At 74.3% G+C, this 23,953-nt stretch carries 22 protein-coding genes, 1 tRNA gene and 1 other RNA gene; 17 read left to right on the forward strand and 7 right to left on the reverse strand.

What is annotated here, in order from left to right; genetic code table 11:
- Positions 1 to 76: 76 nt before the first annotated feature.
- A tRNA-Ser gene (locus GCU56_RS14575) sits at positions 77 to 161 on the forward strand.
- A 47-nt stretch (positions 162 to 208) separates the two neighbouring features.
- Here GCU56_RS14575 and GCU56_RS14580 read toward each other — a convergent pair.
- On the reverse strand, positions 209 to 1,153 hold the full coding sequence (locus GCU56_RS14580) for a DMT family transporter (protein WP_163482449.1): 945 nt from the start codon (positions 1,151 to 1,153) through the stop codon (positions 209 to 211).
- Positions 1,154 to 1,401: 248 nt separating this feature from the next.
- On the opposite strand from GCU56_RS14580, the gene ffs reads away from it, so the two are divergent.
- Together ffs and GCU56_RS14590 are read left to right on the forward strand one after the other, a co-directional pair.
- Positions 1,402 to 1,497, forward strand: an RNA gene (ffs, locus tag GCU56_RS14585) — signal recognition particle sRNA small type.
- A gap of 98 nt (positions 1,498 to 1,595) precedes the next feature.
- A complete protein-coding gene (locus tag GCU56_RS14590; protein WP_163482450.1) occupies positions 1,596 to 3,869 on the forward strand; it encodes a DNA polymerase III subunit gamma and tau in 2,274 nt (757 codons plus the stop codon).
- 46 nt (positions 3,870 to 3,915) lie between these two features.
- On the opposite strand, the gene GCU56_RS14595 is transcribed toward GCU56_RS14590, so the two are convergent.
- Entirely contained in the window at positions 3,916 to 4,401 is a 486-nt protein-coding gene (locus GCU56_RS14595; RefSeq protein WP_163482451.1) for an SRPBCC family protein, read from the reverse strand.
- A complete protein-coding gene (locus tag GCU56_RS14600) occupies positions 4,398 to 4,760 on the reverse strand; it encodes an ArsR/SmtB family transcription factor (protein ID WP_163482452.1) in 363 nt (120 codons plus the stop codon). The genes GCU56_RS14595 and GCU56_RS14600 overlap by 4 nt, the downstream gene beginning before the upstream one ends.
- 143 nt (positions 4,761 to 4,903) lie before the next feature.
- Between GCU56_RS14600 and GCU56_RS14605 the strand changes: the two genes are divergently transcribed.
- From GCU56_RS14605 to GCU56_RS14635, 7 genes are all read left to right on the forward strand, one after another.
- Positions 4,904 to 5,239: a YbaB/EbfC family nucleoid-associated protein gene (locus tag GCU56_RS14605; RefSeq protein WP_163482453.1), complete on the forward strand. Its 336-nt coding sequence runs from the start codon at positions 4,904 to 4,906 to the stop codon at positions 5,237 to 5,239.
- Positions 5,240 to 5,267: 28 nt separating this feature from the next.
- Positions 5,268 to 5,867: a recombination mediator RecR gene (recR, locus tag GCU56_RS14610; RefSeq protein ID WP_163482454.1), complete on the forward strand. Its 600-nt coding sequence runs from the start codon at positions 5,268 to 5,270 to the stop codon at positions 5,865 to 5,867.
- A 266-nt stretch (positions 5,868 to 6,133) separates the two neighbouring features.
- Positions 6,134 to 7,834, forward strand: coding sequence for an ABC transporter substrate-binding protein (locus GCU56_RS14615; protein ID WP_163482455.1), 1,701 nt, complete (start codon positions 6,134 to 6,136; stop codon positions 7,832 to 7,834).
- Positions 7,835 to 7,928: 94 nt separating this feature from the next.
- Positions 7,929 to 8,933, forward strand: coding sequence for an ABC transporter permease subunit (locus GCU56_RS14620; protein ID WP_163482456.1), 1,005 nt, complete (start codon positions 7,929 to 7,931; stop codon positions 8,931 to 8,933).
- Entirely contained in the window at positions 8,930 to 9,886 is a 957-nt protein-coding gene (locus GCU56_RS14625) for an ABC transporter permease (RefSeq protein WP_163482457.1), read from the forward strand. The genes GCU56_RS14620 and GCU56_RS14625 overlap by 4 nt, the downstream gene beginning before the upstream one ends.
- Positions 9,887 to 9,892: 6 nt before the next feature.
- Positions 9,893 to 10,963 carry an ABC transporter ATP-binding protein gene (locus GCU56_RS25235; RefSeq protein WP_345771849.1) on the forward strand — a complete coding sequence of 357 codons (1,071 nt, stop codon included), beginning with the start codon at positions 9,893 to 9,895 and terminating at the stop codon, positions 10,961 to 10,963.
- A complete protein-coding gene (locus tag GCU56_RS14635) occupies positions 10,960 to 12,102 on the forward strand; it encodes an oligopeptide/dipeptide ABC transporter ATP-binding protein (protein WP_163482458.1) in 1,143 nt (380 codons plus the stop codon). Before GCU56_RS25235 ends, GCU56_RS14635 begins: the two co-directional genes overlap by 4 nt.
- 28 nt (positions 12,103 to 12,130) lie before the next feature.
- Here GCU56_RS14635 and GCU56_RS14640 read toward each other — a convergent pair whose 3' ends face one another.
- Positions 12,131 to 12,487, reverse strand: coding sequence for a Rieske (2Fe-2S) protein (locus GCU56_RS14640; RefSeq protein WP_163482459.1), 357 nt, complete (start codon positions 12,485 to 12,487; stop codon positions 12,131 to 12,133).
- Positions 12,488 to 12,593: 106 nt separating this feature from the next.
- Between GCU56_RS14640 and GCU56_RS14645 the strand changes: the two genes are divergently transcribed.
- Together GCU56_RS14645 and GCU56_RS14650 are read left to right on the forward strand one after the other, a co-directional pair.
- Positions 12,594 to 14,636, forward strand: a complete 2,043-nt coding sequence (locus tag GCU56_RS14645) for a TPM domain-containing protein (protein ID WP_345771850.1) — start codon at positions 12,594 to 12,596, stop codon at positions 14,634 to 14,636.
- 75 nt (positions 14,637 to 14,711) lie between these two features.
- Positions 14,712 to 15,479, forward strand: coding sequence for a VOC family protein (locus tag GCU56_RS14650; RefSeq protein WP_163482461.1), 768 nt, complete (start codon positions 14,712 to 14,714; stop codon positions 15,477 to 15,479).
- A gap of 59 nt (positions 15,480 to 15,538) precedes the next feature.
- Here the strand turns inward: GCU56_RS14650 and GCU56_RS14655 are convergent, their stop codons facing one another.
- Positions 15,539 to 15,967, reverse strand: coding sequence for a PPOX class F420-dependent oxidoreductase (locus tag GCU56_RS14655; RefSeq protein ID WP_163482462.1), 429 nt, complete (start codon positions 15,965 to 15,967; stop codon positions 15,539 to 15,541).
- Between the two features lie 130 nt (positions 15,968 to 16,097).
- Between GCU56_RS14655 and GCU56_RS14660 the strand changes: the two genes are divergently transcribed.
- Positions 16,098 to 17,165, forward strand: coding sequence for an SDR family oxidoreductase (locus GCU56_RS14660; RefSeq protein WP_204332106.1), 1,068 nt, complete (start codon positions 16,098 to 16,100; stop codon positions 17,163 to 17,165).
- On the opposite strand, the gene GCU56_RS14665 is transcribed toward GCU56_RS14660, so the two are convergent.
- Positions 17,166 to 18,134 carry a pirin family protein gene (locus GCU56_RS14665; RefSeq protein ID WP_163482463.1) on the reverse strand — a complete coding sequence of 323 codons (969 nt, stop codon included), beginning with the start codon at positions 18,132 to 18,134 and terminating at the stop codon, positions 17,166 to 17,168.
- Positions 18,135 to 18,161: 27 nt separating this feature from the next.
- Complete coding sequence (locus tag GCU56_RS14670) at positions 18,162 to 19,178, reverse strand: pirin family protein (protein WP_163482464.1); 1,017 nt, start codon at positions 19,176 to 19,178, stop codon at positions 18,162 to 18,164.
- Between the two features lie 145 nt (positions 19,179 to 19,323).
- Between GCU56_RS14670 and GCU56_RS14675 the strand changes: the two genes are divergently transcribed.
- Genes GCU56_RS14675 through GCU56_RS14690 form a run of 4 tightly spaced genes read left to right on the forward strand, consistent with a single transcriptional unit; the run spans position 19,324 to position 23,704 of the window.
- Positions 19,324 to 20,097: a class I SAM-dependent methyltransferase gene (locus GCU56_RS14675; protein ID WP_239522270.1), complete on the forward strand. Its 774-nt coding sequence runs from the start codon at positions 19,324 to 19,326 to the stop codon at positions 20,095 to 20,097.
- A gap of 45 nt (positions 20,098 to 20,142) precedes the next feature.
- Positions 20,143 to 21,825 (forward strand): circularly permuted type 2 ATP-grasp protein, encoded by a 1,683-nt coding sequence (locus GCU56_RS14680; RefSeq protein WP_163482465.1) that lies wholly within the window; start codon positions 20,143 to 20,145, stop codon positions 21,823 to 21,825.
- The gene (locus GCU56_RS14685) at positions 21,819 to 22,769 is read left to right on the forward strand and encodes an alpha-E domain-containing protein (RefSeq protein WP_163482466.1); all 951 of its coding nucleotides are present in this window, start codon (positions 21,819 to 21,821) and stop codon (positions 22,767 to 22,769) included. Before GCU56_RS14680 ends, GCU56_RS14685 begins: the two co-directional genes overlap by 7 nt.
- On the forward strand, positions 22,766 to 23,704 hold the full coding sequence (locus tag GCU56_RS14690) for a transglutaminase family protein (protein ID WP_163482467.1): 939 nt from the start codon (positions 22,766 to 22,768) through the stop codon (positions 23,702 to 23,704). The genes GCU56_RS14685 and GCU56_RS14690 overlap by 4 nt, the downstream gene beginning before the upstream one ends.
- The last annotated feature ends 249 nt before the right edge of the window (positions 23,705 to 23,953 follow it).

Raw genomic sequence — 23,953 nt, forward strand, 5'->3', positions numbered from 1 at the left:
GCCCGGCCCGTCTCGGTGCCCTCGGGAGCGGTGGCAGACCGTGCCGACGGCGCCCGGTATCCTGGCGCCCGCACGTGGAGGATTCGCCTAGTGGCCTATGGCGCTCGCTTGGAAAGCGGGTTGGGGGCAACCCCTCGGGAGTTCGAATCTCCCATCCTCCGCAGTCGAGGCCGGGTCCCCGCACCAGCGGGCCCGGCCTCGCCCGCGCTCAGGCGTGCTCGGTGGCGAGCGCCGGACGCTCGCCGGACGAGCCGGCCCGGCGCAGGTAGAGGCCCGCGACGGCGGCGAGCACGAGCAGGCCACCGGCCAGCGCGCCCAGCGGCAGCCGCTCGCCCAGGAACCCGGTGGCCAGCGCCGTCGCCGTGACCGGTTCGAGCAGGGTGACGATCGCGGCCACCGGCCCGGGCACGCTGCGCAGTCCCCGGAAGAACAGGGCGTAGGCCACCGCGCTGGGCACCACCCCCAGGTAGAGCAGCGTCAGGAGCGCCACCGGCTCGGCCGTGACCCGCAGCCCGACGGCCAGCGCGACCGGCGTCAGCAGCGCCGCGCCGCCGACGAACCCCGCCAGCGTCACCGGCACCCCGTCGGGCACGCCCCCGCTGGCCAGCGTCACGACCGCGTAGCCCAGTGCCGACCCGACCGCGAGCAGCGCACCCAGCAGCACCGACGTCCCAGCCGAGGCGCCGGCGGTCAGGCCGACGAGCAGGCCCAGCCCGGTGAGCGCGGCGAGCAGCGCGAGCAGCGTGGCGCCGTCCGGCCGGTCGTGACCCAGCAGCGCGCCGCCGACCGCGATCAGCAGCGGGGCCAGCCCCAGTGCCACCAACGTCGCCACGCTGACCCCCGCCGTCGCGACGGCGGCGAAGTACGCCAGTTGGTAGGCCGCGAGGCCCGTCGCGACCAGGGCCAGCCGGGCGGCGACCGGACGGGTCAGCGGGACCCGGGCGCTGCGCCGCCGTGCGGTCAGCAGGTGCGCGGCCAGCAGGACGGCCGCGCCGATCGCCATGCGGTGCCAGGCGATGTCGAGTGGACCGAGGTCGGTGCGGTCGGCGACGACGCGGCCGCTCACACCGGACGTGCCCCAGCACAGGGCGGCGAGCACGACGAGGGGGAAGCCGCTCGGCGCGGCGGATGACGGGGACGCGGGGGTGGACATGACGCTCCTGGTCGCAGATCCGGATCGGGAGGCGGGTCCGGAGCACGGCGCAGCGTCCCGGCGCGGTGCCAGGAGGGTCAGGTCCGCGGTGCTCCGGGTCAGGAGCGGGGCGGGGGCAGGGGGAGGACTCCGCCCCCCTCACCCCACGAAGGCCCGGGGCGGGCCTCGGGACGGGCCGTGGGCGTCATGGCGTGAGAGGGTATCGGGCCACCGTCCCGGACGCGGAGCCGATTCCTCTACAGTGGAGGCCAGACCCCTCGTGCGGCGTCATCCTGTGAACCTCCCCAGGGCCGGAAGGCAGCAAGGATAAGCGGGCTCTGGCGGGTGCACGGGGGGTCCCTTGTCGTCCCGGGTGCACCGTTCGCCCTGGCCTCGTCCGGAGGGCCCGCCGCGAGCTCCGCGAGCGGTGAGGGCGACGCCGTCCGTTGAGTAACCTGCCTGCGTGGCTCTGGCGCTCTACCGCAAGTACCGCCCGGCGACCTTCGCCGAGGTGGTCGGCCAGGAGCACGTGACCACCCCGCTGGTCAACGCCGTCGACGGCGGGCGGATCAACCACGCCTATCTCTTCAGCGGCCCGCGCGGGTGCGGGAAGACGTCGTCGGCACGGATCCTCGCCCGGTCCCTGAACTGCGAGCAGGGGCCGACGTCCACGCCCTGCGGCGTCTGCGACTCCTGCGTCGCGCTGGCCCCCGACGGCCCCGGTTCGCTCGACGTGATCGAGATCGACGCGGCCAGCCACGGCGGTGTCGACGACGCCCGTGACCTCCGGGAACGTGCCTTCTTCGCGCCCGTCAGCAGCCGCTACAAGGTCTACATCATCGACGAGGCGCACATGGTGACCACGCAGGGCTTCAACGCCCTGCTCAAGGTGGTCGAGGAGCCGCCGGAGTTCCTGGTGTTCGTCTTCGCGACCACCGAGCCGGACAAGGTGCTGCCGACCATCCGCTCGCGCACACACCACTACCCGTTCCGCCTGGTGCCCCCGACGACGCTGCGCGGCCTGCTGGAGCGGACCTGCACCGCCGAGGGCGTCCAGGTCGAGCCGACGGTCTTCCCGCTGGTCGTCCGCGCCGGAGGTGGTTCGGTGCGGGACTCGCTGTCGATCCTCGACCAGCTGCTGGCCGGCGCCGGCTCCGAGGGCGTCACCTACAAGACCGCGGTCGGGCTGCTCGGGGTCACCGACGACGCGCTGCTCGACGAGGCGATCGACGCGCTCGCCGCCCGCGACGCCCCGGGCGTCTTCCGGGCCGTCGACCGCGTCGTCGAGGCCGGGCACGACCCCCGCCGGTTCGCCACCGACCTGCTCGACCGACTGCGCGACCTGATCGTGCTCGACGCCGTTCCCGAGGCCGGCGGCAACGGACTGCTCGACTGCCCTCCCGACCGGCTGGACCTGATGAGCTCCCAGGCCCAGGGCCTGGGCTCGGCCACGCTCTCCCGCATGGCCGACACCGTGCACGCGGGTCTGACCGAGATGCGGGGGACGACGGCGCCCCGGCTGCTGCTCGAACTCGTCTGCGCGCGCATGCTGCTGCCGGCCACGGACGACTCGTCGGCCGCCACGCTCCAGCGGGTGGAGCGTCTCGAGCGGCGGATGTCGATCGCCGGCGAGCACGCCGGTCGGCCGCTCACCGACGCGGACGCCGTCCCGGAGACCCCCGGCCGGCCGGTCCCCGTGCGGGAGACGCCGGCGCCCCGTCCGCCCGCCGTGGCCGCGCCGCCTGTCACACCTCCGGCCGCACCCCCGGCCGCGGCGCCGGCGGTGCCCGCCGCGGACGCCCAGCCGAGCGGCCCGAGACGGGAGTTCGTCCGGCGGTCGCAGGCGGCATCCCCGGCCGCCAGACCGGCGGCTGCTCCCGCGGCGGCTGCTCCCGCCGCGGCGGGGCCGGCCGCTGCGCCCGCCTCCTCCGACTGGCCCGAGACCACCCCGCCCGGTTCGGGCGCGGGTGCGGCGCCCTCCCGCCCGGCGGCGCCGGCGCCGGCCGCCGCGGCGGCACCGCCCGCGGGCGGTCGCCGCCCGCAGGCAGCAGCGGCGGAGCCCGACATCCCGCTGCCCCCGGAGCCCACCGACGACGAGGACTGGCCGCACGCCGCACAGCCCGCAGCGGTGGCCGCGGCGGCCGCCCGCACCGAGGCGCCCCGGCCCGCCGGTGAGCCCGCCGCGCCGCGGGCCGCCGCCGAGTCCTCCCCGGTCCCGCGCGGCGGCGAGCCGACCCCGGTGGTGTCGGCCGACCCGGGCCCGCCTCCCGGCGAGGGCGAGCTCACCACCAGCGACGTCCGGCGGGTGTGGCCGGAGCTGCTGACCGTGGTCCGCCGGCACAAGCGGACGACCGAGGCGCTGCTGAAGAACGCCCAGGTGCACGACCTCACCAACGGGGTGCTCACCCTCTCCACCGCGTCCCCGGCGCTGGCGCGGCGGCTGGCCGACGACCTCAACAAGGACGTCCTCCGGGAGGCGCTGAACGAGTTGCTGGGCGTGCGCTGGCGGATCGACGCCGTCGTCGAGGGCGCCGCCCGGCCCGGCGCGGAGCCGGTCGCGCCCGAGGCCGCCCGGGAGGCGGCCCGGGCGGCGGAGGCGGCCGAAGCCAGTGAGCTCATGGCCGAGCGGGCCGCGGAGGGCCCCGGCGGTGACCGGGAGGCCGAGCCGGCCGTCGACCCGGAGCAGGCGGCGCTGTCGCTGCTCCGGGCCCAGCTCGGCGCGCGTCCCATCGAGTGAGGTCCCGTCCCGGCACCGCCCACGCGGGCGAGGGACGGGGCTCCCCTCAGCTGCGGGACAGCAGCTCGTCGAGCTTCTCGTAGCCCTCGTTGACGCCGACGTCCATGCCGCTGGAGAGCATGGCGTCGCGGTCGGCGAAGGAGTCGCAGAGGGAGGTCGCGGTCAGGCGGGTGCGGCCGTTCCCGAGGTCCTCGAGGACCAGCTTCTCCAGCGCGACCCCGTCGGGCATGCCGTCGAAGGTGAACGTCTGCACGATCAGCTCGTCGGGCCGCACCTCGTGGAAGGAGCCGTGGAAGCCGTACTCCTGGCCCTCGTGGACGGACACGTATCGCCAGGAGCCGCCGGTACGGCAGTCCCACTCGTCGATCCTGGTCTGCGTGCTGCTGGGCCCCGTCCACTGGGCGACCAGGTCGCGGTCGGTGTGGGCGCGGAACACCTTCTCCGGGGGAGCGTCGAACTCGCGGATGATCCGGATCAGCGGGACCTCCGGGTCGGCGACGATCTGGGTCTCGTGGTGCTGCGTGGTGGTCATGACGGGGTTCCTTCCCGAGGTGTGGTGGGTGACGGGTCGTCCGGCATCGCGCGCAGGACGTCGTCGAGTCGGCGGTAGCGCTCCTCGGCCTGTCGCCGGTAGCGCTCGATCCACTTGGTCATGAGGTCGAAGACCTCCGCCTCCAGGTGCACCGGCCGGCGCTGGGCGTCACGACTGCGGCTGACCAGGCCGGCGTCCTCCAGCACCCGCAGGTGCTTGGAGACGGCCTGGACGCTCACGTCGTAGGGCTCGGCGAGCTCACCGACGGTGGCGTCGGCCACCGTCAGCCGGGCGACCATGTCGCGCCGGGTGGGGTCGGCCAGGGCCGCGAAGACCCGGGAGAGCGGATCGGCGGCCATCGGTTCCTCCCTTCCTCGTCGTCAACCAATCGGTTGAGTACGAGAGTGCACCGCGCCGGCCGCCTTGTCAACCATTCGGTTGAGAAATGCCGGTGGAGCTCGTCGTCCCCGCACCCGTCGCACCCGCGGCCTACCCTCGGGGCATGTTCCCCGGTGGTCAGCCCGACATGTCGCAGCTGCTCAAGCAGGCGCAGCAGATGCAGCAGCAGCTCGCTGCCGCGCAGGAGCAGTTGGCCGCCGAGGAGGTCACCGGCTCGGCCGGAGGCGGTCTGGTCACGGCGACGATGTCGGGGCAGGGCGAGCTGACGGCGGTCACGATCTCCCCCGAGGCGGTGGACCCGGCCGACCTGGAGACGCTGCAGGACCTCGTCGTCGCCGCCGTCCGGGACGCCTCCCGCCAGGCCAACGAACTGACCGCCAGCCGGATGGGGCCGCTCGCCGGCGGCCTCGGTGGCGGCCTGGGGCTGCCCGGCCTCTGAGCCGCGCCCCTCCGGAGAGAGGAACACCGTGTACGAGGGGGCCGTCCAGGACCTCATCGACGAGCTCGGCCGGCTGCCCGGTGTCGGGCCGAAGAGTGCCCAGCGGATCGCGTTCCACCTGCTGGCGTCGGAGTCCGCCGACGTCAGCCGGCTGGTGGCGGCGCTGCAGCGCGTGCAGGCGGAGGTCCGGTTCTGCGTGACCTGCTACAACGTCGCCGAGGGCGAGCAGTGCCGCATCTGCCGTGATCCGCGGCGTGGGGACGACGTCATCTGCGTCGTCGAGGAGCCCAAGGACGTCGTCGCCATCGAGCGGACCCGCGAGTTCCGCGGCCGCTACCACGTGCTCGGCGGCGCGATCAGCCCGATCGAGGGCGTGGGCCCCGACGACCTGCGGGTCAAGGAGCTGATGACCCGGCTGATGAGCGGCACGGTCACCGAGCTGATCATCGCCACGGACCCCAACCTCGAGGGCGAGGCGACCGCGGCCTACCTGGCGCGACTCGTCGGCCCGATGGGGCTGGCGGTCTCCCGGCTGGCCAGCGGCCTGCCGGTGGGTGGCGACCTGGAGTACGCCGACGAGGTCACGCTCGGCCGGGCCTTCGAGGGCCGCCGCCGCATCGACGCCTGAGGGTGCCGGGCCGCCCGCGGGCAGCCGGACGACGGCGCCGGGGGCCTCGCGGCGCAGGCGCGGACCGTCCTCTGCGCGAGGTCGGGGCGGGCCCGCGCGCCGGGAACGCCGCAGGTCACAGGATGGTGTCGACCGTCGACGGGGATGGACCGTGGGCACGGGGACGGGCCTAGGGTCCCAGCAGGTCTGCGGACGTCTGACGTCCGGCGGCCGCCACGTCGGGAACACATCCGGCCCGAGAGGGCCGAGAAGGCAGGTCTTCCGCGATGCAGCGTCGTCCCCAGCGCCTGCTGGCCGCCTCGGCAGCCGCGCTCACCGCAGTCACCCTGGCTGCCTGCGCCTCCAGTGACCGGGACTCCGGGGAGGGAGGTGCGGAGGGCGAGAGCGGGGGCACGCTGGTCTTCGGGGCCACGTCCGACCCGATCATGCTCGACCCCGCGTTCGCCAGTGACGGCGAGACCTTCCGCGTCATCCGCCAGGTCTACGAGGGGCTGCTGACCAACGAGCTCGGCGGTACCGACCCCGTCCCGGCCCTCGCCGAGGACTGGGAGGTCAGCGACGACGGGCTCGAGTACACCTTCAGCCTGCGCGACGGCGTCCAGTTCCACGACGGGACGGACTTCAACGGCGAGGCGGTCTGCTTCAACTTCGAACGCTGGTTCAACTTCGAGGGCCTGGCCCAGAGCCCGAGCGCCTCCACCTACTACCAGGACGTGTTCGGCGGGTTCGCCAGCACGCCGGAGACGCCCAACATCTACGCCGGCTGCGAGGCGCCCGACGAGACGACGGCCGTCATCACGCTCAACCGCGTGACCAGCAAGTTCCCGGCCGCCCTGTCGCTGCCGGCGTTCTCGATCGCCAGCCCGACCGCGCTGGAGGAGTACGACGCCGACAACCTCTCCGGCAGCGAGGACGCGCTGACCTACCCCGCGTACGCGCTCGAGCACCCGACCGGCACCGGCCCGTTCCGGTTCGACAGCTGGGACCGCGGCAACGGCGAGGTGACGATCGTCCGCAACGACGACTACTGGGGCGAGCCGGCCCTGCTCGACGAGATCATCTTCCGCGCCATCCCGGACGGGAACACGCGGCGCCAGGAGCTGCAGGCCGGCTCGATCGACGGCTACGACTTCGTCGCGCCCGCGGACTACGAGAGCCTGGCGGACGAGGGCTTCCAGGTCCTGGTCCGCGACCCGTTCAACATCCTGTACCTCGGCATCAACGGCGGCGGCATCCCCGGTGCGGGCGCCAACCCCGCCCTGCAGAACCCGCAGGTGCGTCAGGCGATCGCCCACGCGATCGACCGCGAGACGATCGTCACCTCCCTGCTGCCCGAGGGCGCCGAGGCGGCCATCGAGTTCCTGCCGCCCACCGTCGACGGGTACGCCGAGGACGTCACCACCTACGACTACGACCCCGACCGGTCCCGGCAGCTGCTCACCGAGGCCGGTGCGCTGGGCACCACGCTGCGGTTCTTCTACCCGACCGACGTCAGCCGGCCCTACCTCCCGGACCCGGCCGCGATGTTCCAGGTGATCAGCCAGAACCTGACCGACGCGGGCTTCACCGTCCAGCCGACGGCGCTGCCGTGGAGCCCGGACTACCTCAACGTCGTGCAGGCCGGCGGGGCCGACGTCCACCTGCTGGGCTGGACCGGTGACTACAACGACGCCTACAACTTCGTGGGCACCTTCTTCGCCGCGAAGGCCGACGGCCTGGCGAAGGCGGAGTTCGGCGCCTTCAACAACCCGGAGATCTTCCAGGCGCTGGCCACCGCCGACGCCGAGCCGGACCCCGAGGCCCGCACCGCGCTCTACCAGGAGGCCAACCGGCTGATCATGGACTACCTCCCGGGTGTCCCGATCTCCCACTCGCCGCCGGCGCTCGTGGTGGCGGAGAACGTCTCCGGGCTGGAGCCCAGCCCGCTGACCGCGGAGGTCTTCACCGGCGTCTCCATCGACGGCTGATCTCCCCGTCCGTCCCCGCCGGTGACCTCCGGGTCGCCGGCGGGGACGGACGCCGTCCGCACGTCGGAACGAGCGAAGGGCTGACGAGAGCGCCGTGCTCCGCTTCATCCTCCGCCGGCTGGTCCAGCTGGTCCCGATCCTCCTGGGCCTGTCGATCCTGCTCTTCGCCTGGCTGCGCGCCCTCCCCGGCGGCCCGGCCCAGGCCGCCCTGGGGGAGCGGGCCACCCCCGAGGCGATCGCCCGCTACAACGAGCTGTTCGGCCTCGACCAGCCGCTGTACGTCCAGTACTTCCGCTTCCTCGGCCGGGCCGTGCAGCTGGACTTCGGCTCGTCGGCCCAGACCGGCCGGCCGGTGACCACCGAGTTCCTCGAGCGGATGCCCGGCACCATCGAGCTGACCCTCTTCGCGATGGTCTTCGCGATCGGGGTCGGCATCCCGCTGGGCTACCTCGCCGCGCGCAAGCACGGCAGCTGGCTGGACTCGACGTCGGTCATCGGCTCGCTGCTCGGCGTCGCGATCCCGGTCTTCTTCCTGGCCTACCTGCTCCGGCTGCTGTTCGCGGTGCAGCTCGGCTGGCTGCCGGGCTCCGGTCGCCAGGACGTGCGGATGGACGCCACCCGCATCACCAACTTCTACGTCCTCGACGGGCTGCTCACCCGGGAGTGGGACGCCGCGTGGGACGCCGTCCTGCACCTGGTCCTGCCGGCCATCGCGCTGGGCACCATCCCGCTGGCCATCATCGTGCGCATCACCCGGGCCTCGGTCCTGGACGTCGTCAACGAGGACTACGTGCGGACGGCGAACGCCAAGGGCCTGGCCACCCGGACCGTGCGCCGGCGGCACATCCTCCGCAACGCCCTGCTGCCGGTGTCGACGACGATCGGCCTGCAGACCGGCCTGCTGCTCTCCGGCGCCGTGCTCACCGAGACGGTCTTCGCGTTCGGCGGGGTGGGATCGGCGCTACGGGACGCCATCTTCACGCGCGACTTCGCCGTCCTCCAGGGCTTCATCCTGCTGCTCGCCGTCGTCTACGTGCTGGTGAACCTCCTGGTGGACATCTCCTACGGCTTGCTCGACCCGAGGGTGAGGGTCCGATGAGCGCTCCGACGCGCCCCCGTCCGGGCGACGCCCGCCGGACGCGCATCGACGAGCTCGCCGCCCGGGCGGGGCAGGTGCCCGAGGGCGAAGGTGGGGTCTCCCTCACCAAGAGCGCGTTCCGGCGGTTGCGCCGCAACCCGGTGGCGATCCTCGGCGCGGTCATCGTGGTCGTCTTCCTCGTCGTGGCGGCCTTCGCGCCGTTCCTGGCGCCGCGGGACCCGCTGGCGCAGACGCTGCTGTCCGAGATCCGACCCAACTCCATCCCCGGCGCCCAGGAGGGCTTCCCGCTCGGCGTGGACAACCTCGGCCGGGACCTCCTGTCCCGGCTGGTCTACGGATCCCGCCAGTCGCTGCTCATCGGCGTGGTCTCCACCGTGCTCGGCGTCATCGTCGGCATGGCGCTCGGCGTCCTGGCTGGGGCGTTCGGAGGGTGGGTCGACACCGTCGTCATGCGGTTCGTCGACATCCTGCTGTCCATCCCGAGCCTGCTGATGGCGATCAGCATCTCGGTGCTGCTGGGGCAGAACCAGTACGCGCTGATGATCGCCATCGCGGTCACCCAGATACCGGTCTTCGCGCGACTGCTGCGCGGCTCGATGCTCGTGCAGCGCAGCAGCGACTACGCGCTGGCCGCCCGGGCGCTGGGCGTGAGGAAGAGCCGGATCGTCTTCGGCCACGTGCTGCCCAACTCGCTGTCGCCGGTGATCGTGCAGACCACGCTGTCGCTGGCGACGGCGATCATCGAGGCCGCGGCGCTGTCGTTCCTGGGTCTGGGTGACCCGGACCTGGCCCGTCCCGAGTGGGGAGCGATGCTGGCCAACGCGCAGGCGTTCCTGTCCATCCGGCCGGAGCTGGCCGTCTACCCGGCGCTGTGCATCATCGTCGTCGCGCTCGGCTTCACCCTGCTCGGGGAGTCGCTGCGCGAGGCCCTCGACCCGAAGTTCCGGAGGTAGTGGACGGTGTCGATCGAGGCCGTGCCGACGGGGGGCGCCGATCCCGGCCAGTCGTCGGTGCTCGAGGTCGAGGAGCTCGCGGTCACCTTCACCCGCCGCGGGGAGGCGGCCACCCGGGCGGTCGACGGCGTCAGCTTCGCGGTGGCTGCGGGGGAGACCATCGGGCTCGTGGGGGAGTCCGGCTGCGGGAAGTCGGTCACCTCGCTGGCGATCATGGGCCTGCTGCCGCGGCGCGGGGTGCAGGTCAGCGGCTCGGTCCGCTTCGGCGGCACCGAGCTGGTCGGGGCGGCCGACCGCACGCTGCGGGAGCTGCGCGGCGCGGACATGGCGATGGTCTTCCAGGACCCCCTGTCCTCGCTCAACCCCACCGTGCCGATCGGCACTCAGGTCACCGAGGTCCTCGTCGAGCACGAGGACCTGAACCGGAAGCAGGCCACGGCCGAGGCGATCGACCTGCTGGACCGGGTCGGCATCCCCGACCCCGCCCGCCGGCTCAAGGAGTACCCGCACCAGCTGTCGGGCGGCATGCGGCAGCGCGCGCTGATCGCCATGGCCCTGGCCTGCTCGCCGCGGCTGCTCATCGCCGACGAGCCGACCACCGCCCTCGACGTGACCATCCAGGCGCAGATCCTCGAGCTGCTGCGCGAGCTGGTGCAGGGATCGGGCACCGCGCTGGTGATGATCACCCACGACCTCGGCGTGGTGGCCGGGCTCTGCGACCGGGTGCACGTCATGTACGCCGGGAAGATCATCGAGTCGGCGGACCGGCACGACCTGTTCGCCCGGCCCCGGCAGCCCTACACCGGCGGCCTGCTCGCGTCGGTGCCCCGTCTGGACGCCGGGCGCGGCACCCCCCTCACGCCGATCCGGGGATCGGCACGGGACGCGATCCCGTGGGCGGAGGGCTGCGCGTTCGCACCCCGCTGCGACAACGCCCAGGACGACTGCCTCACCGAGGTCTCGGGCAGCACCGTCCCCCTGGAGTACGACGGCCCCGGGCGTGAGCTGCGCTGCCGGCACCCGCTGACCCACCCCCCGGTGGCCTCCGGGGCGACCGCGTCGGGAGCCGCCCGGTGACCCCTCCGGAGCAGGGCACCGGCCCGCTGCTGCGCGTCGAGGGCCTGGAGGTCCACTTCCCGATCCGCCGCGGGGTGGTGTTCGACCGCACCGTGGGGCACGTCCGCGCCGTGGACGGCGTCGACCTGTCCATCGACCGCGGGACCACCTACGGGCTGGTCGGCGAGTCCGGGTGCGGGAAGTCCACCCTCGGTCGTGCGGTCCTCCGGCTGGTCGAGCCGACCGCGGGCCGGGTGGTCTTCGACGGCACCGACGTCGCCTCGCTGGCGGGCGAGCCGCTGCGGCACATGCGGCGGCGGATGCAGATGGTCTTCCAGGACCCGCTGGGCAGCCTCGACCCGCGGCAGAACGTGGAGTCGCTGCTGTCCGAGCCGCTGCGGGCGCACGGCCTGGGCGGCGGCCGGGAGGGCATCGCGGCGAAGATCCGCGGGCTGCTGGACGCCGTCGGCCTGCCCGCCGCCGCGCTGCGCCGCTATCCGCACGAGTTCTCCGGCGGCCAGCGCCAGCGCATCGGCATCGCCCGCGCGATCTCCCTGGAGCCCGACCTGCTCATCGCCGACGAGCCGGTCTCCGCGCTGGACGTGAGCGTCCAGGCGCAGGTGGTCAACCTGCTGGAGGAGCTCCAGCAGCGCCTGGGCCTGACCTTCCTGGTGATCGCGCACGACCTCGCCGTCGTCCGGCACATCAGCGACGTCGTCGGCGTCATGTACCTGGGCTCGCTGGTCGAGCAGGCGCCCTCCGACGCGATCTACGACCAGCCGCTGCACCCCTACACCCGGGCGCTGATGAGCGCCGTCCCCGTGCCGGACCCGGTCGTGGAGGAACGGCGGGAACGGATCCTGCTCGCCGGTGACCTCCCCTCGCCGGCGAACCCGCCCAGCGGCTGCCGGTTCCACACCCGCTGCCCCTGGCGGCAGGAGACCCGGTGCGACGACGAGGCGCCCGCGCTCCGCGAGCTCGCCCCCGGGCACCTGGTGAGCTGCCACTGGGCCGAGGAGATCCGTGACGGCCGCCTCGCCCCGAAGTCACCGGAGGAGGTGGCCGCCAGCCAGGGCGTGTCCATCCGGGCCACCGGGGTGGCGGACATCGAGAGCGACGCCCTGGTGCAGGGCGTCGACCAGCCGATCGAACGGACCTGAGGCCCCGTCCGGGGCGCCCTGAGCCGGCTCACTCCAGGACGACGTCGTCCCCACGGCGCACCGCCCGGCGGACCCGCAGGCGCAGGAGGCGTCCGAGCGCGGCGACCAGCTGGGTGTAGCCCGGCGTCGGGCCGTGGTAGCCCAGGAAGCCGCGCGGGCCCTCGACCATCTCCCCGGTGCGGACGTCGTAGCGGCTCTGGTGCCAGGGGCACACGAGGCAGCCCTCCGCGTCGAGGCTGCCCTCGGCCAGGTCGGCGAGCTGGTGCCGGCAGCGGCGCGACACGGCGAAGTACCGGCCGTCCCGGTTGCCCACCGCCCACTCGCCGGAGCGGCGGACGGCGCCCGGGGGGAGGTCGCGGGCGGGGATCGGGTCGGGTCGGGTCATGGGTCCTCCTGCGGACGTCGGCTGGGCTGCACCTACCCCGCACCACCGGGGTCCGACGCCCGCTGCGTGGGTAGGGTCCCCGGGAGTGAAGCCCCGGAGGTCCCCCGTGCGCCGGCTGTCCGTCGTCCTCGCCGTGCTGGCTGCCACGGTCCTCCTCGGCGGTGGACCGGCATCGGCCGAACCACCGTTCGACGTCCCCGAGCAGGTCACCGACCGCGTGGGCGCGCTGTCCGGCGACGAGTCGGAGGTCGACTCCGCCCTCGACGAGCTCCAGGCCGACGAGGGGACCCAGCTGTTCGTCGTCTACGTCTCCTCCTTCGACGGCCAGGAGCCCGGCGTGTGGGCCCGCGCCACGGCGCAGGCCTCGGGGCTGGGCCGCACCGACGTCCTGTTCGCCGTCGCGGTGGACGACAGCCGGTACGCCTACTGGGTCGACGACGCGTTCCCCCTGTCCGACAGCGAGATCGACGAACTGCTGGCCCGCGACGTCGAGCCCGCGCTCCGGGACGGCGACTGGGCGGGCGCGGTGACGGCGTTCGCCCAGGGCCTCGGTGGCGGGGACGGTGGCGGGTCCGGCGGCGGTTCCGGCGGCCTGGGCCCGATCGCCGTCGTCGGCGGGCTGGCGGTCGTGGGCGGCGGGGTCTACCTGGTGTCCCGCGCGCGTCGCCGCCGGCAGGGCCCGCCACCGGTCCAGCGCCTGGAACGGCCCGACCCGCATGCCGGTGTGCCGACCGAGCAGCTGGAGGCCCGGGCCAGCACCGCCCTGCTGGAGCTCGACGAGTCGGTCAAGACCTCGGGGCTGGACCTGGACTACGCCCGCCTGCAGTACGGCGAGGAGTCCGTCGCCGGTTTCGCCCAGGCGCTGGCCGCGTCCCGGGACGAGTTGTCCCGGGCGTTCGCGCTGCGCCAGCAGCTGGACGACGAGATCCCGGAGGACGAACCCACCCGGCGGGCCGTGCTCGCCCAGATGCTGCAGCTGACCGGCGCCGCCGACGCGCGGCTCGACGAGCAGGCGGAGGCGTTCGCGCGGCTGCGGGACCTGGAGAGCACCGCGCCGCAGGTCCTCGACGCGATCGAGCCACGCATCGGTGAGCTGCGGGCCCGGGTGCCGCAGGAGGAGCAACGACTGCAGGCCCTGCAGCAGCGCTACGCGGCTCCCGCCGTCGCGCCGGTGGCCGGGAACGTCACGCAGGCCCGGGCCCACCTGGACGCGGCCCAGCAGGAGGTCACAGAGGCCCGCACCGCGCTCGCCGCCGGTCAGTCCGGTGCCGCCGTCGGTGACATCCGCGCCGCGGAGGACGCGCTGGCGCAGACGGTCACGCTGCTGGACGCCGTCCGCCGGCTCGACGCCGACCTGGCGGCCGCGGGCGGCCGGGTGACCGAGATCCGCGCGGAGACCGAGAAGGACCTGGCGGAGGCCCGCGCGCTCCTGTCCTCGGGGACCGACGGCGGGCTGCGGCCGCAGGTCGCCCGGGCCGAGTCCGCCCTGGCCTCGGCCGACGCCGCACTCCGCCCTCCCGCCGGCGGTCTGCCGGACCCGCTCGCCGCGCTGCGGCAGCTGGAGGAGGCCGACATCGCCCTCGAGCAGGCGCTGGCGGCGGCCCGCGACGCGCAGACCCGGACCCGCCGGGCGGCCGCCGCCCTCGACCAGGCGGTGACGACGGCGCAGTCGACCATCGCCGCGGCCGCGGACTTCATCGACACCCGGCGGGGCGCGGTCGGTCCGGAGGCCCGCACCCGGCTGGCCGAGGCCCAGCGGCACCTCGCCGTCGCCGTCGACCAGGGCCGCGACGACCCGGTCTCGGCGCTCCGCAAGGCGCAGCAGGCGGCGAGCCTGGCGCAGCAGGCCCTGGACCGGGCGCAGTCGGACGTGTCGAGCTGGTCGTCGGGCGGGGGATACGGTCCCGGCGGCCTCGGGGGCGGGTTCGGCGGGGGCTACGGCGGCGGGTACCGGCGGGGCGGGGTCGACCTGGGCAGCCTGGTCCTCGGCGGCATCCTGGCCGGTGGAGGGCGCGGCGGCTTCGGCGGTGGCGGGTTCGGCGGTGGGGGCTTCGGCGGTGGCCGTGGCTTCGGTGGCGGCGGCAGCTTCGGCGGTGGCGGCGGGCGCAGCGGTGGAGGTGGCGGCCGCAGCGGGGGAGGGCGCTTCTGACCGCTCCGCGCAGCCACCCCTGGGAACTGTCGGACCCCGGTGCCACGGTGACCTCCCCCACACCGAGGAGGAACGATGCCCACTCGCGACACCCCATGGCCGGCCGGCACCCCGTGCTGGGTCGACTACGGAGCGGCCGACGTGGACGCCGCCAAGGAGTTCTACGGCCAGCTGCTGGGCTGGGAGTACTCCGGCGGCGACCCGGAGTTCGGCGGATACCTGAACGCCTCCAGGAACGGCCGGGCCGCCTCCGGCCTCGGCCCGCTCACCGGCGAGGGCGACTCGCCGGCCTGGACGACGTACTTCGCCACCGACGACGCCGCCGCGACGGCCGACCGGATCCGCGGGGCCGGTGGGCAGGTCGTCGTCGAGCCCATGGAGGTCGGCCCGATGGGCACGATGGTCATCGCCGTCGACCCGCAGGGCAACGCCTTCGGGCTCTGGCAGGGCGGCTCCCACACCGGCGCGCAGGTCTACGGCGAGCCGGGGGCCTACGTGTGGAACGAGGCGGCGGTGGAGGACACGGAGGCCGCGCGCGCCTTCTACTCGGCGGTCTTCGGGTTCACCTACGAAGCGGTCACCATGGAGGGGGAGACGGACTACACGACCTTCTCGACGGGCGGAGACCCGCTGGGTGGTCTCGGCGGGGTCCACCCCGGCCTGCCGAAGGGCTGGACGACGTGCTTCGGGGTGGCGTCGACCGACGAGTCCGTGGCGGCGGTCCAGGCCGCGGGCGGCAAGGTGCTGCTCCCGGCCGAGGACACCGAGTTCGGCCGGTTCGCCGTCCTCGAGGACCCGTGGGGCGCACCCTTCTCCGTCATGGAGGTACCCGCGGCGGGCTGAGGACCGCGACGGGCGGCGCGGCGGGGCGCGCCGCCCGCGGACGGCTCGACCCGCGGAGGTCAGCCGCGGAGCTGGCCGTAGGTGTGTTCTGGCGTGAACCGGACGACCAGCCGCCGGTCGGCGACCATCGCTGCCCGGTACTCCGCCCAGTTCTCGTGCTCCCCGGAGATGCCGCGGTAGTAGGTCACCAGCTCCTCGACCGTGGCGTCGTGCGGGTCGGCCGCCACCGGGGTGAGCTGCGCGGTGCCCTCGACGGCGACCCACGTCCAGAAGTCGCCGGAGGAGACGTGCAGCGTGACGCGGGGGTCGGCCTGCAGGTTGCGGGTCTTGGCCCGGTCGGCGGTGACCGACACCCGGAACAACCCGGTCTGCGGGTCGTGGGCGTACCCGACGTTCGACAGCTGCGGCCTGCCGTCGCGCTTGACGGTGGCCAGCACGCCGTAGCGGTTCTCGGCGACGAAGGCGAGCATGCGCGGGTCCAGGGTCATGCCGGCCGCAACGCCGTTCGGCCGGCCGATCTGCCCGGCCGGTGCTGCCGCCCCGACGCGCCCCGGGGGTGCCACCCGTGGTGATGCGGGTCCCCGTGTGAGCGGGGGCGCGATGGGGGAGTTCTCGGGGATGACCCAGGAGCAGGCCGGCAGCGTGCTGGTGACCGGAGCCGGTGGAGTGATCGGCGCGCACGCCGCGGCTGAGTACGCCCGGCAGCCCGACTGGCGGGTCCGCGGGGTGAGCCGGCGGACGCCGCGCCCAGCGCCCTGGGAGCACCTCGCCGTGGACCTGGGCGACGCGGACACCGCGCGGGCGGGACTGTCCGGGCTCGGCGACGTCACCCACCTCGTCTTCGCCGCGTACGCGGAGCGGCCCACCGCGCGGGAGCTGTCGGAGGTCAACGTGGCGCTGCTGCGCAACACCCTGGACGGGCTGACCGCAGCGGACGCCCCGCTCGAGCACGTGACCCTGTACCAGGGTGGCAAGGCCTACGGCGCCCACATGGACTTCTTCAACACCCCGGCCAAGGAGCGCGACCCGCGGATCGTGCAGCCGAACTTCTACTACGACCAGGAGGACCTGCTCCGCGCGGTCGCGGCGGAGCGCGGCTTCCGGCTCACCGTCCTCCGGCCCGAGGGCGTCATCGGCTACGCGGTGGGCAACCCGATGAACCTGCTCATGGTCATCGCGGTGTACGCCGCGATCAGCCAGGAACTCGGTCAGCCGCTGCGCTTCCCGGGCAGCCTGGCCGCCTACGACGCCCTCTACCAGGTCACCGACGCCGAGTTGCTGGCCCGCGCCACCCGCTGGGCCGGCCGGGAACCGCACGCCGACGGTGAGGTCTACAACGTCACCAACGGCGATCAGCTGCGCTGGCGGCACGTGTTCCCGGTACTGGCCCGCCACCTGGGGATGGAGCTCGCCGAGCCCCAGCCGGTGCCGCTGGCCGAGGCGATGGCCGGCCGGCGGGACGTCTGGGAACGCCTCGTCGCCCGGCACGACCTGGTGCCCACGCCGTATGCGGACCTCGTCCGCTGGGAGTTCGGCGAGTTCATCTTCCGGTCCGGCTTCGACAACGTCAGTTCCACGATCAAGCTGCGCCAGGCCGGCTTCGCCGACTGCCTGGACACCGAGGACCGCTTCCTCGAGCTCCTCGACCGGCTGGCGGCCGACCGGGTGATCCCCCCGGTGCGCTGATCAGCGTTCCCGGCCGCGCGGCTTGAGCGGCACCGGCGGGAGGGGCGGAGCCTCCAGCCGGGCGCCGTCGTAGCCCAGCACCGTGCCGAAGCGGTCGGACTCGCCGTTCCACTGCTCGGCGTAGTCGGCGATCTCCTCGCCGGTGCGGCCGACGAAGTTCCACCACATGACCAGCCGCTCCTCGAACGGCTCGCCCCCCAGCAGCAGCAGCCGGCTCGCCTCGCCGGCGGTCAGCCGCAGTGTCGTCCGCCCGGTGCCGAGGTAGAGCATCGCCCCCCGGCCCAGTGGGGCGCCGTCGACCACGACCGAGCCGGACGAGGCGAGCAGGCCGTACTCGAAGCCCGGCTCCATCGGCACCTCGACGTCGGCTCCGGGCGCGAGGGCCAGGTCGACGCCGACCAGCGGCGTGTAGGTCCTACCCGGCGAGGTGGCTCCGCCGAAGGAGCCGACGAGCACGGTGGTGGTGAGTCCGTCCGAGGCCCAGCCGGGCAGGGTGGCGTGGTGCTCGAAGGCCGGAGCGGTCTCGCGGTGCGCGTCCGGCAGGGCCACCCAGAGCTGCGCGCCGTGCAGGAACCGCGGGTGCGCGACCGGGGACTGCTCGGCGTGCGAGATGCCGTGGCCGGCGGTCATCAGCGCGAGCTGACCCGGCCCGAACCGGACGTCGGAGCCGAGCGAGTCCAGGTGGTGCACCTCGCCCTCCAGCAGCCACGACACCGTCTGCAGCCCCGTGTGCGGATGCGGTGCCACCTGCATGCCGGCACCGGCGGCGATGTCGTCGGGTCCGTAGTGGTCGACGAACGCCCACGCGCCGACCATCCGGCGTCCGAGGGTCGGCAGCAGCCGCCGGACCCGCGTGCTCTCGCCCAGCAGCACCTCCTTGCCGGGCAGCAGGTCCAGCGCCGGACCGGCCGAGGTGCCCGCGAGGCCGCCCAGCTCGCGCGGGGCGGGGCGGCGGTCGAGGTTGCTCATGGTGCGGGTCCCTCCCGGTCGGTGCCCTCAGGCTCCAGGGGTCTGGCCGGACTCACCCCGGACGGCGGCGTGCGGGACCGGCTCCCGGCGTCCGTACTGGGCCGGGATGGAGCCGAGCCGGCCGGCCTGGTGGTCGGTGAAGGCGTCCATGACCTCCTGGCGGGTGTTCATCACGAACGGCCCGTACATGGCGATCGGCTCGCGGATGGGTGCGCCGCCGAGGACGACCACGTCGAGGGCCGGCGTCCGCGACTCCTGGTGGACGGCGCCGTTGATCGTGACGGTGTCGCCGGGGCCGAGGACCGCGAGCTGCCCGGTCCGGACGGGCGCGCCGTCGATGCCCACCGAGCCGGCGCCGGAGAGCACGTAGACCAGGGCGTTGAAGTCCGGCCGCCACGGCAGGTCGAGGGTGGCACCGGGGGAGACGGTGGCGTGCACCATCGCCATGGGCGTGTAGGTGGAGCCGGGGCCACGACGCCCGGCGACGTCCCCCGCGATGACCCGCAGGAAGGCGCCGGCGTCGGGGCTGGCGAGCAGCACCGACTGGTCGGCCCGCAGGTCCTGGTAGCGCGGCTCGACCCACTTCTGGGCGCGGGGCAGGTTCACCCAGAGCTGCAGCCCGTGGAACAGGCCACCGCTGAGGACGAGGTGCTCCGGCGGGCGCTCGATGTGCAGGACGCCCCCACCGGCGGTCATCCACTGGGTGTCGCCGTTGCTGATCGTGCCGCCGCCACCGTGGGAGTCGGCGTGCTCGAAGGTCCCGTCGATGATGTAGGTGACGGTCTCGAAGCCGCGGTGCGGGTGCCAGGAGGTGCCCTTGGGCTCGCCCGGTGCGTACTCGACCTCGCCCATCTGGTCCATGTGGAGGAACGGGTCGAGGTCGCGGAGGTCGACGCCGGCGAAGGCGCGGCGGACCGGGAACCCCTCGCCCTCGAAGCCGGACGGCGCGGTGGTGACCGAGCGGACGCGGCGGCGGACCGTCCCGGGGGCGGGAACCGGGACGCGGGGCAGGGCGGTGGTGTCCTCGACGGTCACGGCAGGCATGCCGGCCTCCTTGGTTGAGGGCTCAACTAGTGGCGACTGTAGCGCGTCCGGCTCTGATTGTGTTCCCCGTCCGCTTCGAGCGGCGGGGGGTGGCGGCCGGCGTGGCGCGGGTTTGGCCGACGCGCGCGCCGGACACGCTCCGGCGATGGGCGACGGCGCGGAACTCGAGAGCGAGGCGATGGAGGCCGAGTTCGGCACCGTCGCCGGGTGGACGGAGGAGGCGGTCCGGGCCCTGGGTCCCGAGCACGCCGTCCCGGCCGGCACCCGCGGCAGTGGCGGGGAGGGCACGCTGCGCTGGCTGGCCGACCGGCTGGCGCTCGAGGCGGGCAGCCGGGTCCTCGACGACGGCGCCGGGCTGGGCGGACCGGCCGGGTGGCTGGCCGCCGACCGGGGCGTCCGCGTCGTCTGTGCGGAGCCGATGCGCGAGGCCGCGCGGGCCGCGCGCCGGCTGTTCGGACTGCCCTCGGTCGCCGCGATGGCGCAGTCCCTGCCCTTCGCCGACGCCGCCTTCGACGCCGGCTGGTGCCTGGGGGTGCTGTGCACCACGACGGAGAAGGCAGCCCTGCTGACCGAGCTGCGCCGCGTGCTGCGCCCGGGGAGCCGGCTCGGGCTGCTGGTCTTCGTCGCCGACCGCCCGCTGCCCCCACCCCTGCCGGAGGGCAACGACTTCCCCACCGAGGACGAGCTGCACGGCCTGCTCGAGGGCGCCGGGTTCCGCCTGGACGAGACCGCGGACGCCGACCTCGGGGACAGCCCGCCGGAGTGGTCGCAGCGGGCCGACGCCGTCGAGGACGAGGTCGAACGCCGGCACGGGGACGATCCCCGGTGGCAGGAGGCGCGCGAGCAGTACCGGCGGGTGGGCCGGCTGATGTCCGACGGGGCGCTGCGCCCGCTGCTCGCCGTCGCGGTGGCCACCTGAACCGCCGAAACGCGCTGGACACACGCCAGAACTAGGTTCGACGCCATGGCGGACCTCTTCGACGGCTACCCCCTCGGGGAGCAGTGGGACGAGATGTTCGGGGAGGCCGGCGGGCCGCGACCGCCCTACACCGGGCTGCACACGTCCCTGCAGCCGATGGCCGGCGAGGAGCTCTCCGCCCGCGCCGATCTGCTCTCCCAGACCTACCGCGACGCCGGGGTCACCTTCGCCCACGCCGGCGAGGAGCAGCCGTTCCCCCTGGACATCGTCCCGCGGGTCATCGGCGCCGAGGAGTGGTCGCTGATCGAGCGCGGGGTGGCCCAGCGGGTGCACGCGCTGGAGGCGTTCCTGGCCGACGTCTACGGCGCCGGACAGGTGTTCGCCGACGGCGTCGTGCCACGCGGCGTGGTCACCACGAGCGCCCACTTCCACCGCCAGGCGCACGGGCTGGTGCCGCCGAACGGGGTGCGGGTGCACGTGTCGGGCATCGACCTGGTCCGCGACGAGGCCGGTGACTTCCGGGTGCTCGAGGACAACCTGCGCTCGCCGTCGGGGGTCAGCTACGTCATCACCAACCGGGCGGCGATGAGCCAGGTGCTGCCCGAGCTGTTCGCCGACCACCGCATCCAGCCGGTCGCCGACTACCCGAGCCGGCTGCTCGCGGCGCTCAAGGCCTCCGCGCCCCCGAACGTCGCCGACCCGACGGTCGTCGTCCTCACCCCGGGGGTCTACAACTCCGCCTACTTCGAGCACGCGCTGCTGGCCCGCCAGATGGGCGTCGAGCTGGTGGAGGGCCGCGACCTGGTCTGCGCGGGCAACCAGGTGAGCATGCGGACGACGGACGGCCAGCGCCGGGTGGACGTGATCTACCGCCGCATCGACGACGAGTTCCTCGACCCGGTGCACTTCCGGCCCGACTCGGTGATCGGCTGCGCCGGCCTGCTCAACGCCGCCCGCGCCGGCCGGGTCACCATCGCCAACGCGGTCGGCAACGGCGTCGCCGACGACAAGCTCCTCTACACCTGGGTGCCCGACCTGGTCCGGTACTACCTGGCGGAGGAGCCGCTCCTGGCCAACGCCGACACCTACCGGCTCGACGAGCGCGACACCGTCGAGTGGGTGCTGGAGTCCCTCGACGAGCTCGTGCTCAAGCCGGTCGACGGATCCGGCGGCAAGGGCATCGTGATCGGGCCGCGCGCGGACGAGAAGACCCTGGCGGAGCTCGCGGTCAAGGTGCGGGCTCGGCCGCGGGACTGGATCGCGCAGAAGCCGATCGGCCTCTCCACCTGCCCGACGCTGATCGGCGGCCGGATCGCGCCGAGGCACGTCGACCTGCGGCCGTTCGCGATCAACGACGGCGAGCAGGTGTGGGTGCTCCCGGGTGGGCTCACCCGGGTGGCGCTGCCGGAGGGGGAGCTGGTGGTCAACTCCAGCCAGGGCGGGGGCTCCAAGGACACCTGGGTGCTCAGCCCGCCCCGGCCGGCCGCCGACCTCGAGCCGGAGTCGCCGGACCTCACCCGGATCGAGTTCACCACCGCCGACCTCGCCGACGAGCCGCCGTCCCCCGACCCCGGCCCGGCGAACGACAACGCCCTGGCCCAGTCCCAGCAACAGCAACAATCGAAGGACCCCGCCCCCCTCAGCCCTCGCGGGCTCGGGCCGAGCCTCTGGGCGGGGCCAGCCGCTGGTGGCGACGGCCGGGTTCGTCGCGGTGGTCAGCCGTGCTGAGCCGGATCGCCGAGTCGCTGTTCTGGATCGGCCGCTACGTGGAGCGGGCCGACGACACCGCCCGCATCCTCGACGTGCACACCCAGCGGCTGGTCGAGGACCCGTGGATCGACGAGCGCCGGGCCTGCGCCAACCTGCTGGCGCTCATGGGCTCCCCGGTGCCCGACGACGAGGCCGACACCGAGCGGGTGCTGGCCACCCTCGCCTTCGACCGGACCAGTCCGAGCTCGATCGTCGGTGCGCTGTCCTCGGCCCGCGAGAACGCCCGCGGCGCCCGCGAGGTGCTCAGCGCCGAGATCTGGGAGTCGCTCAACGTCACCCACAACGCGCTGCCCCAGCAGCGGACCATGGCCCGGCGGTACGGGCCGCACTCGCTGTTCCGGTTCGTGCGCGAGCGGTCGGCCATGGTCTTCGGGCTGGCCGACTCGACGATGAGCCGTGACGAGAGCTGGTTGTTCCTCATCCTCGGACGCTCGCTGGAGCGGGTGGACATGACCGCCCGCATCATCTCCACCCGGGTGCTGGCCGGCGACGCCGCGCCGTCCTGGACCCTGGTGCTGCGCTCCACCGGCGCCTACGAGCCCTACCTGCGCACCTACCGCGGGGTGGTCGACTCCAGCCGCGCGGCGGAGTTCCTGCTGCTGGACCGGCTGTTCCCGCGTTCGGTGTTCGCCGCGCTGGAGCAGGCCGAGGCGTGCCTGGCCGAGCTCGAGCGCTCGCCGGTCCGCGACGCGGCCCGGATCGGCGTCGCCGGCGAGGCCCACCGGATCGTCGGCCGGGCCCGGACGATGCTGGAGTTCATGGCGACCCCGGAGCTGCTGGGCCAGCTGCCCGCCCGGCTGGAGGAGCTGCAGCGCACCTGCTCGCTGGCCAGCGCGGCGGTGACCAACCGGTTCTTCACCGAGCAGGCGCCGCAGGTCTGGGTGCCCGAGGGGGTGGCATGAGCCCGCAGAGCCAGGGCCAGTCCGCGAGCGGGCAGGTGCAGACGTCGTCCGGGCAGACGCAGGTGCAGCGGTCGGGCACCCGCCCCCCGGGGGACCGCTGGCGGCTGCAGGTCGTGCACCGCACCCGCTTCCGCTACGGCGGGCCGGTGCGCTCCTCCTACAACGAGGCGCGGCTGACCCCGGAGAACAGCACCCGTCAGACCACGCTGCGCTCCCGCGTGGAGATCGAGCCGGCGGCCACCGCGTTCGCCTACCGCGACTACTGGGGCGCGACGGTCACGGCCTTCGACCTGCACACCCCCCACACCGAGCTGGTGGTCACCGGTACCTCGATCGTCGAGGCCGGCCCGGAGCCCGGCGAGCACGACCACGTGGGCTGGTCGGTGCTGCGCGGGGACCGGGTCCGCGACCAGTTCGGGGAGCTGCTCGGCCCGACCGCGCTCACCGAGATGGCCGACGACGTGGTCGAGGCGGCCCGCGCCGCCGTCGGTGACGCCTATCCGCACGAGGCCGGGACGATCGTGTGCCGCTTCGTGCGCGAGCACATGGAGTACCTCTCGGGCTCGACCAACGTGAAGACCAACGCCATGCAGGCGTGGCACTCGGCCCAGGGCGTCTGCCAGGACATCTCGCACGTGACCGTCGGTCTGCTGCGCGCGCTCGGACTGCCGGCCAGGTACGTCTCGGGCTACCTGCACCCCAAGCGGGAGGCCGGCGTCGGCCACACCGTGACCGGTGAGAGCCACGCGTGGGTGGAGTGGTGGGACGGCGGCTGGTGCAGCTTCGACCCGACCAACTCCACCGACGTCGGCCCCCGGCACGTGACCCTCGGCCGCGGGCGGGACTACGGCGACGTCCCGCCGTTCAAGGGCATCTTCTCCGGGCCCGGCAGCGAGGGGCACACCGTCACGGTCGAGGTCACCCGCCTGGCCTGACGCAGGGCCCCGCACCCTCGCTCGTCCGCGCCGGCCACCAGGAGTGCGCCGGCGCCGCGCGGCGCCCCGACCGCCGACCGGCGTAGGCGGGCCTGCCGCCCATGGCTGCGGTGCGACCGCCGGACGACCGCCCCCTCGAGATCGGCGCGGCGGCTCGCGCCCCGCCGCGCCCCCGGGCCTGACGGCCAGACCGGCGTCCGGCCCCGACGGCTCCACCGGTGGTCCCCGCGGCCGCGTGTCGCCTTCTCG

The organism is Geodermatophilus sabuli, assembly GCF_010686765.1.
Classification (GTDB): domain Bacteria; phylum Actinomycetota; class Actinomycetes; order Mycobacteriales; family Geodermatophilaceae; genus Geodermatophilus; species Geodermatophilus sabuli_A.

Coding starts and splice junctions, on each gene's coding strand:
- GCU56_RS14665 (WP_163482463.1), bottom strand. CDS start 18,134: ATGAGCAACCTCGACCGCCGCCCCGCCCCGCGCGAGCTGGGCGGCCTC.
- GCU56_RS14600 (WP_163482452.1), bottom strand. CDS start 4,760: ATGGCCGCCGATCCGCTCTCCCGGGTCTTCGCGGCCCTGGCCGACCCC.
- GCU56_RS14660 (WP_204332106.1), top strand. CDS start 16,098: ATGACCCAGGAGCAGGCCGGCAGCGTGCTGGTGACCGGAGCCGGTGGA.
- GCU56_RS14675 (WP_239522270.1), top strand. CDS start 19,324: ATGGGCGACGGCGCGGAACTCGAGAGCGAGGCGATGGAGGCCGAGTTC.
- GCU56_RS14680 (WP_163482465.1), top strand. CDS start 20,143: ATGGCGGACCTCTTCGACGGCTACCCCCTCGGGGAGCAGTGGGACGAG.
- GCU56_RS14580 (WP_163482449.1), bottom strand. CDS start 1,153: ATGTCCACCCCCGCGTCCCCGTCATCCGCCGCGCCGAGCGGCTTCCCC.
- GCU56_RS14640 (WP_163482459.1), bottom strand. CDS start 12,487: ATGACCCGACCCGACCCGATCCCCGCCCGCGACCTCCCCCCGGGCGCC.
- GCU56_RS14690 (WP_163482467.1), top strand. CDS start 22,766: ATGAGCCCGCAGAGCCAGGGCCAGTCCGCGAGCGGGCAGGTGCAGACG.
- GCU56_RS14670 (WP_163482464.1), bottom strand. CDS start 19,178: ATGCCTGCCGTGACCGTCGAGGACACCACCGCCCTGCCCCGCGTCCCG.
- GCU56_RS14605 (WP_163482453.1), top strand. CDS start 4,904: ATGTTCCCCGGTGGTCAGCCCGACATGTCGCAGCTGCTCAAGCAGGCG.
- GCU56_RS14615 (WP_163482455.1), top strand. CDS start 6,134: ATGCAGCGTCGTCCCCAGCGCCTGCTGGCCGCCTCGGCAGCCGCGCTC.
- GCU56_RS14595 (WP_163482451.1), bottom strand. CDS start 4,401: ATGACCACCACGCAGCACCACGAGACCCAGATCGTCGCCGACCCGGAG.
- GCU56_RS14625 (WP_163482457.1), top strand. CDS start 8,930: ATGAGCGCTCCGACGCGCCCCCGTCCGGGCGACGCCCGCCGGACGCGC.
- GCU56_RS14650 (WP_163482461.1), top strand. CDS start 14,712: ATGCCCACTCGCGACACCCCATGGCCGGCCGGCACCCCGTGCTGGGTC.
- GCU56_RS14655 (WP_163482462.1), bottom strand. CDS start 15,967: ATGACCCTGGACCCGCGCATGCTCGCCTTCGTCGCCGAGAACCGCTAC.